Origin of the sequence: Leptospira hartskeerlii (genome assembly GCF_002811475.1) — a bacterium.
Lineage (GTDB): Bacteria > Spirochaetota > Leptospiria > Leptospirales > Leptospiraceae > Leptospira_B > Leptospira_B hartskeerlii.
The window spans coordinates 499044-506700 of sequence record NZ_NPDL01000003.1 but is presented as its reverse complement, the minus strand read 5'-3'; the positions used below and the strand labels follow the sequence as shown (position 1 = coordinate 506700).

General features: G+C 40.3%; 7 protein-coding genes and 1 pseudogene. All 8 read left to right on the top strand.

The genetic code is table 11. The annotated features are described in order from the left end of the window. Positions 1 to 460: pseudogene (locus CH352_RS19010) on the top strand (hypothetical protein); the annotation flags it as partial. Positions 461 to 664: 204 nt separating this feature from the next. After that, the gene (locus CH352_RS07730) at positions 665 to 1543 is read left to right on the top strand and encodes a phage tail protein (protein ID WP_100706236.1); all 879 of its coding nucleotides are present in this window, start codon (positions 665 to 667) and stop codon (positions 1541 to 1543) included. 123 nt (positions 1544 to 1666) lie between these two features. After that, positions 1667 to 2023, top strand: coding sequence for an ArsR/SmtB family transcription factor (locus tag CH352_RS07725; RefSeq protein ID WP_207766658.1), 357 nt, complete (start codon positions 1667 to 1669; stop codon positions 2021 to 2023). After that, a complete protein-coding gene (locus CH352_RS07720) occupies positions 2020 to 2448 on the top strand; it encodes an SRPBCC family protein (RefSeq protein WP_100706235.1) in 429 nt (142 codons plus the stop codon). The genes CH352_RS07725 and CH352_RS07720 overlap by 4 nt, the downstream gene beginning before the upstream one ends. An 87-nt stretch (positions 2449 to 2535) precedes the next feature. Next, positions 2536 to 4680, top strand: a complete 2145-nt coding sequence (gene amt / locus CH352_RS07715; protein WP_100706234.1) for an ammonium transporter — start codon at positions 2536 to 2538, stop codon at positions 4678 to 4680. 44 nt (positions 4681 to 4724) lie between these two features. Continuing rightward, positions 4725 to 5075 carry a DUF3147 family protein gene (locus CH352_RS07710; RefSeq protein ID WP_100706233.1) on the top strand — a complete coding sequence of 117 codons (351 nt, stop codon included), beginning with the start codon at positions 4725 to 4727 and terminating at the stop codon, positions 5073 to 5075. 106 nt (positions 5076 to 5181) lie between these two features. Next, positions 5182 to 6030 (top strand): phosphotransferase family protein, encoded by an 849-nt coding sequence (locus CH352_RS07705; RefSeq protein WP_100706232.1) that lies wholly within the window; start codon positions 5182 to 5184, stop codon positions 6028 to 6030. Beyond that, complete coding sequence (locus CH352_RS07700; protein ID WP_100706231.1) at positions 6027 to 7649, top strand: glycerol-3-phosphate dehydrogenase/oxidase; 1623 nt, start codon at positions 6027 to 6029, stop codon at positions 7647 to 7649. Before CH352_RS07705 ends, CH352_RS07700 begins: the two co-directional genes overlap by 4 nt. The last annotated feature ends 8 nt before the right edge of the window (positions 7650 to 7657 follow it).

Sequence of the window (7657 nt, the reverse complement as noted above, 5' to 3'; positions counted from 1 at the left end):
CTCTAGTTCAAGGCCAGCAGCTTTACCTACCATATTGCCTGGTTTTCCTGGAACTGTTGGCAATAGTAGTTCTGCATTTATGGGAGGAACAGCTGGTGCGGGAGGCAATGCAAGTGAATCTGCTCATTCAGGAGAAAATGGAAATTTAAATACTGGGGGTGCTTGGTCGGAGCAACCGACTTGGGGTCTTAGAAATACATTTATTCCGTCTGGTGGTTCAGGAAGGAATTCTTCTGCGCCAGGGGCTGCTGGTGGATTAGGTGGTTCAGGAGAATATTTGAATATTCCAAATTTGCAAGTTACTCCGGGGCTTAATATTTTTGGAGTCGTGGGAAATCGCGGGGTTGGTGGTGCGGGGGGAGCAGGTGGATCAAGCCCTTCCGGGCAATATGGTGGGAATGGGCAAATGGCAACCGGGAGTAATCTTGGAAATCCGGGTGGAATTAAGATCAAGGGTTGATATAGTTTTTTGAATAAGTGAGGAGACGCCATTTTTTGGCTTGAGGAAAGGCGAAAGTTATGAATTGAATTTATATTATACTATTATAAATTATATATTTTTAATTTTATATCGTTAAGCGAAAAAGATCATAAATTCTCTCTTATGTGGCTCAGATGGATGAATTCCTGATATGGATTATATACCATTTAGGAGAGCATTTAAATGCCAATTCCCAACACAAGCAAGAAGATATCTTGGAATAGGAGTACGCCGAATGACGGACTACTTTTTGACCAAGAATATTCTTCACTTTACGCAAACGATATTTCTCTACAATCCCAGCTAGAGAATTTACAATCTCAAATCGATTCTTTGACAGTTCTGCTTTCGCAGATTAACGTTCCTTTGGGTGCGATTATTGAATTCGATTTTCCTAATATTCCTTCAACCTATATGATCGCAAATGGGCAAGCAATTTCGAGGACGACATATTCTTCTCTCTGGAATCTTGTTCATCGAACGATAACCGGTCTTGTGCCAACTACAGATCGAATACAATCGACTTCTCATGGACTTAGTGCAGGTCAATTGGTTAAGTTTTCTTTTACCGGAGGAGGGATCACAACAAACGTTCCTTACTTTGTATTAAATCCGACTGCTAATGACTTTCAGATCTCTCTCACTCAAGGGGGTGCTGTTATAGATCTAACTTCGAATCAAACGGGGAATTTGCTGACTCATAGTCAGTATGGTTTTGGAAATGGTTCCACAACATTCAATTTGCCGGATCGAAGAGGAATTTTTGCTCGAGGTGCAGGACAACATTCTAATCGAGCGAAAGCTGCCGGAGGAAATTATGATGGCGGAGGAATTGGCCAAGAGATCCAAGATAGATTCCAAAGCCATAGGCACTCAGCCATCGGAATTTCCGCTGATTTGATCCATCCAGACGGGTATTCTGGAGCAGGAACTTCTCAAATTGGGCAAGGAATGGTTTATGTATTAGATCCAATTACGGACGGACCAAGCGGGGCCCCAAGATTCGGAACTGAGACTTCGCCTGCTTCTACATCTGTGCAATACGTCGTACGGGTAATCTAAAAGAGTAAGGTAAAAACCGTAGTAGATCTCTAATTCGAATATTTTACATAAATATATCTGATTAGAGATCTACTTCATTCCGAAATTTTTTCTCAAAACATTCAACCGAATGGTTGACTCTTCTTGTTCTTACTATATACATTTAACCATATGGTTGAATCCAGAAAATACGACCTCAATCTGATCTTCCAGGCATTGTCCGACCCGACAAGAAGGGCAATGTTAAGAAGCCTTTCTAAAAAAGAGAGGGTGATCACGGAAATCGCAAAACCGTTCGAAATGTCATTAGCAGCTGCTTCTAAACATATTAAGGTTTTGGAAAAGGCGAAGTTAGTGAATAGAAGAAAGGAGGGTTCCTTCTCCTATTTAAGCCTGAACGGAAAGGCAATGATGAGCGCGGATCGGTGGATGCAACATTATAAGAAATTCTGGGAGGATCAGCTGGATTCTCTCCAGGAACTGTTGGAGGAAATAGAATGAAAACAGCAGAATACAAACTGCAAATATCTAAGTTTATCAAGGCCAAAAGAGAGAAGGTCTTCGAAGCATGGGTCAAACCTGAAATTATGAAAAAATGGGGCTGTCCTAAGGAGTTGAAGATTGGAGAGATCCAAATGGATTTCAAAGTAGGGGGCAAATTCAGGACCTCAATGCTCGGAAACGGAGATGTTTATATCGCTAGAGGGATATATCAAGAAATTATTTTGAACGAAAAACTTGTTTTTACTCATGGATGGGAAGGACCGGACCAAGGAAATACCCTCGTTACTGTAATCTTTAAAGATAAAAACGAAGGAACTGAAGTGATCCTTACTCACGAAAGACTTCCTAACGAAAGTTCTATGGAAGGTCATAAAGAAGGTTGGATCAGTACTTTGGATAATCTGGAACTGCAATTTTCCTAAGAGTAGGTTAGAAGGAGAGGTATACTTAGCAATTAGCAGAAATGCTTCTTGCCAATTCGCTTATCATTTCCTGAAATAAGAAATTCGATGCCTAAAACGAGTTTCGATATTCTTTGGATCATTCTTTCTTCCGGATTGGTATTTTTCATGCAGGCCGGATTTTTATGTTTAGAATCCGGCCTCACTCGTACAAAGAACTCGATTAACGTAGCAATTAAGAATATTACCGATTTCGGAATTGCTACTCTCATTTTCTATTCAATAGGTTTCGGGCTTATGTTTGGCACAACCTATTATGGTTGGATCGGAAAGGATATGTTCTTTCCTGATTTTTCAAAAACAAATCCTGAAACTTCCGTTTTCTTTTTATTCCAACTCATGTTCTGCGGAACTGCAGCGACTATCGTTTCCGGCGCCGTTGCCGAAAGAATGAAATTCGGTGCGTATATTATCGTTACTACCATCATTTCTTCATTGATCTATCCGATTTTCGGTCACTGGGTTTGGGGGAGAGATCTGCAAGATTGGGATCAATTTACAGGTTGGCTCGCACACCTTGGCTTTATGGATTTTGCGGGCTCTACTGCAGTGCATAGTGTTGGCGGTTGGGTTGGACTTTCTGCGATGTTACTTATCGGAAACCGGACCGGAAAATACGGTAAGGATGGATCCGTTCGGAAGATCACAGGGCATAATTTACCTCTTGCGATGCTTGGAACATTGATACTATGGTTTGGTTGGATCGGATTTAATGGGGGAAGCACTCTCGCTTTCACTTCCGATGTGCCAAAGATCATTACAAATACCATGTTTGCAGCTTCTGGAGGAATGGCTTCCAGTCTGATCTATGGTTGGATCCGATTAAAATATGCAGAAGCTACTCTTCCTTTGAATGGAACCTTAGCAGGGCTTGTAGCAATCACGGCTCCTTGTAATGCAGTCAACTCTCTGGAATCAATTTTGATCGGTCTAGTTGCAGGAATTTTAATGTTCGAAGCGGGTGTCCTTCTGGAGAAACTCAAATTGGACGATGCTGTAGGAGCTATTCCTGTTCATCTTGTGTCCGGGATTTGGGGAACTTTGGCGGTAGGATTTTTCGGGGACCTTTCCGTTTTAGGTACAGGATTGGATAGAACTACACAAATCCTCGTGCAGTTCTTAGGCGTAGTTTCCTGCGCAATTCTTTCCTTCGGCGTAAGTTATCCTCTTCTTTATGTCATACATCGTTTTTACAGCCTTAGAGTTTCTCCTCAAAATGAATTCCAAGGATTGAATTATACGGAACATAGGGCCACTACTGAACTCATAGATCTCTTTATGGAAATGGAATACCAAAAACAGACTGGAGATTTAAGCCAGGACCTTTCTATTGAACCTTTTACGGAAGTAGGGCAAATCGCAGAAAGATACAATCTTGTATTAGATAAGATCAGAACTAATATTAAAGAAAAGGAAACTTTAGCAATTGAATTAGAACATAATCTTAGTTTACTTCAAAGTGATCTGTCCACCGCTCGAAAGATCCAATCCGGTATCATTTCTCAGGAAGATAAACTCACAGGAGAATTAGAAATTACTGTTAGATATCTTCCTCTCACCGAAGTTGGAGGGGACTTTTTCGACATTATGGAACTTCGTCCTGGGCTAACTCGGGTGTTTCTTGCTGACGCTACCGGACATGGAGTGCAAGCTGCGCTCTTGACAATGGCGATCAAGGCAATTTATGAATCCTTAAAACGAGGTATTTATAGCGTTACCGAAATTTTATATCATTTAAACAACGAGTTCTTGCATACATTCAAAAATTTGAATCAATTCTTCACTTGTATAGTGGTCGACATTGATACAAACCTAAATTTGATCCGATATTCCTCTGCGGGCCATGTGCCTCAATACCTGCTCCAAGACCAAGAAATCCATTCCTTGGAAAAAACAGGAAGGATCATGGGGGTGATCCCGAATACAAAATACACTTCGAATGAGATCGGATTTAATCAGGATTCTAAACTGATCCTTTTTACGGACGGTCTTTTTGAACAATGGAATTCCAACAAAGAGGAATTCGGAGAAGAAAGAGTTGAAGCGATCATAGGTAATCTGAAAGGAATTTCCATAGGAGAAGGGATCGATCAAATATTAAATAAGTTGGATGAATTCTTAGATGGATCTCCTAAGCAAGATGATATTTCCGTTTTAGGGATCAGTAGAAAAATCCAAAAACCTTCGAGATAAACTTGCGAAAAATCCATCTATAGCTTTTATAATTCTCTAGATCTATGTTATATCTTGCTCTTAAATATGCGGTAACTTCTGCATTAGTGGTTTTGATTTCGGAAATTGCACGAAGGAACGATCGTATAGGTGCGTTGATTGCTTCTCTTCCTTTGGTGACGATACTGACCTTGCTTTGGCTGCAATTCGAAAGAACGGATCCTGAAAAGATCTCTAATCATGCATATTATACTTTTTGGTTTGTAATTCCCACATTGCCTATGTTTCTAATATTTCCTAAACTGTATTCTGCATTCGGTTTTTGGTTCGCACTAGGTTCCTGTGTTCTATTGACTGTGTTGCTTTTTGTTTCATTCAATTACGTTCTCGAAAAATTCGGTATCAAACTTATTTAAGAACCTGTTCCAGGCACTTGAGGCTCGCTTCGCTGACTAAAATTACTTCTTGCTCGTGCATGTGCGAGTATAGAATCAGTTTTGCTAAATAATAGAGAAGAGAATCATGCCCGCCAAAAAAACAAACCGACCAAGTCCTGGAAATTCACTCGCGATAGGTAGGTCCGCCGAAATTTCGGAATACGGCCCTAGTAAGATCCTAAAATTATTTTTTAAAGAATTCCCTGCCTCCGAAGTTGATACGGAATATTCTAATTCCGTAATCGCCTTTTCTGCAGGTGCCACTTCCATGAAATGTTATGAGAAGGTTAAAATTGGAGATAGGAAAGGGTTGATCTTCGATAGACTGGATGGAATTTCACTCACTAAACTTCCGGACAAAAAGCCTCTGACTTTTTTCAGTCTTTCTAAAATACTCGCTGACCTCCATCTGGATTTGCATAATAAACAAACCAAGAAAATGAAGGATATCAGATCGGAAGCGGTGAAAGTTCTTTCTAAGGAACCTCTTTCTTTCTTGAGTAAAGATGAGAAGAAGATCGCAAAACAGTTCATCGAAAATTTGCCCGAAGGTTCTTCCGTTCTACATCTGGATTTCCATCCTGAAAATGTGATCGTGACCAATGATTCTTTTGTGATCATAGATTGGATGACGGCTTTAAAAGGAGATGCGGCCGCGGATGTTGCTTCCACTGTTTTTCTGTTTCAGGATGCGGAACTTTGGCCCGGCACTCCATTTCTAAAAGTTTTATTTTATACTGTGGTTCGAAAGTTCATCTTAAAAGGCTATTTAAAGAGATATCTTTCCATTTCCGGAATGGATTGGAAAGATATAGAAAGATGGAGACTCCCTATATTAATTTTTCGTTTAGGACTTTGGAATATAGAAAGTGAAAGGGCAGCTCTACAGAAAGAGATTCGAGAGATCGTTTCTTCTTTTAAGGCAGGTAAATGAATCCGCTAAAATTAGAACGTTTTATCGAAAAAGTAGGAGATGAAGCTTACTTTGACGTATTGATCATAGGCGGGGGGATCACCGGTTCTGCCTTGGCGTATGAGGTGGCGAGCAGAGGGCTTTCTGTTGCCTTGGTCGAAAAAAAAGATTTCGGGGGAGCTACATCATCTGCCACAGGAAAGTTGATCCACGGCGGACTCAGATACTTAAAACGTTTTGATCTCTCTTTAGTTAGAGAAGCCCTCAGGGAAAGAAGGATCTTATCTAATATCGCACCCAATCTAGTATATCCTTATCCTATGATCCTTCCAAATCCGGGTCTTTTGGAAAAGATCGGTCTATTCGTATACGATCTACTTTCTTTTGATAGGAACCGGACCTGGGATACATCCAAAAAAATCCCTGCACATAAAAACCTTTCTAAAAAAGAGATCCAAAGTCTTGGATTAGCCATGGACTCGGCGATCTATTTTTATGATTGTATCATGCCTTGTCCTGAAAGATTGACTTTGGCCTTTTTGAAATCAGCAGTCCAAGAGGGCGCATCCGTTTCCAATTATACAAAGGCGGAAGAATTGATATTCGATGGAGATCGAGTGATAGGAGCCTTTGTTAAAGACACAATTCATAATAAAAACGTAAAATTAAGTACTTCGGTTGTTGTAAATGCCTCCGGACCGTGGAGTCAGGACTTACTGAACGGAACTAAAGAGATAAAAGTTCCTGTTCCTAAAACAAGATCCGAAGGGATTTACCTTATCACAAAAAAATACTTCGATACAATGGTGCTTCACGTAGGTAAGAAAGGTCATTTCAGTTTTGCTCCTTGGAGAGGAAAGAATATGATTGGTCCTACTGAGAAAGCATATTATGGTCCTGTGGAAGATTGGAAACTTTCTCAAGAGAGTATTTTAGAATTCTTGGAATATATTAACTCATCAGGTCTACTTTCCGAAAGATTAGAGTTAAAGGATGTTGAGTTTGCTTACGGCGGGCTCAGGCCTCTTGCGGAAACCGGAGGGGAAGATAAGGAAACTTACTCAGCGTCTAGAAAATCCGAATTGCAAGATCATTCTAAGGACGGGATAGAGGGTCTGATCAGCGCGGGTGGTGGAAAATATACCACTAGTCGACACTTCGCACAGAAAATATTCAGACTTATCCAAAAGAAATCCTCTAAAAAAACAGGACCGAGTATTTCCGAGAAGAAATTCCTAAAAGGATGCGAGATCCCTAATATAGTATCTTATTTAGAAAATGCTAAAAATTCTCATCCTAATATTTCTCAAAATACGATCGAATACCTGGTCCGTCATTATGGGACCGAATACGAGTCCGTTCTGGAATTGGCAAATTCTTCTAAACAGTTATCCGAAAAATTGGATGAAGATGGGGAAATAGCGGCTCAAGTTTTATATGCGATCCGTTTTGAAATGGCAATGAATTTGCAGGATATTTTTCTAAGACGGACCGGCATTGGAACTGTTGGACTTCCTACCGACGAGGTGCTTTCTAAAGTAGTTGAGATCGCTGGTAGAGAATGGAATTGGTCTTCTGAAAAAAAAGCGGAAGAGATCCAAAAACTAAAAAGAAAACTTAAACTTCCGGTTTCTTTCTGATTTAGATC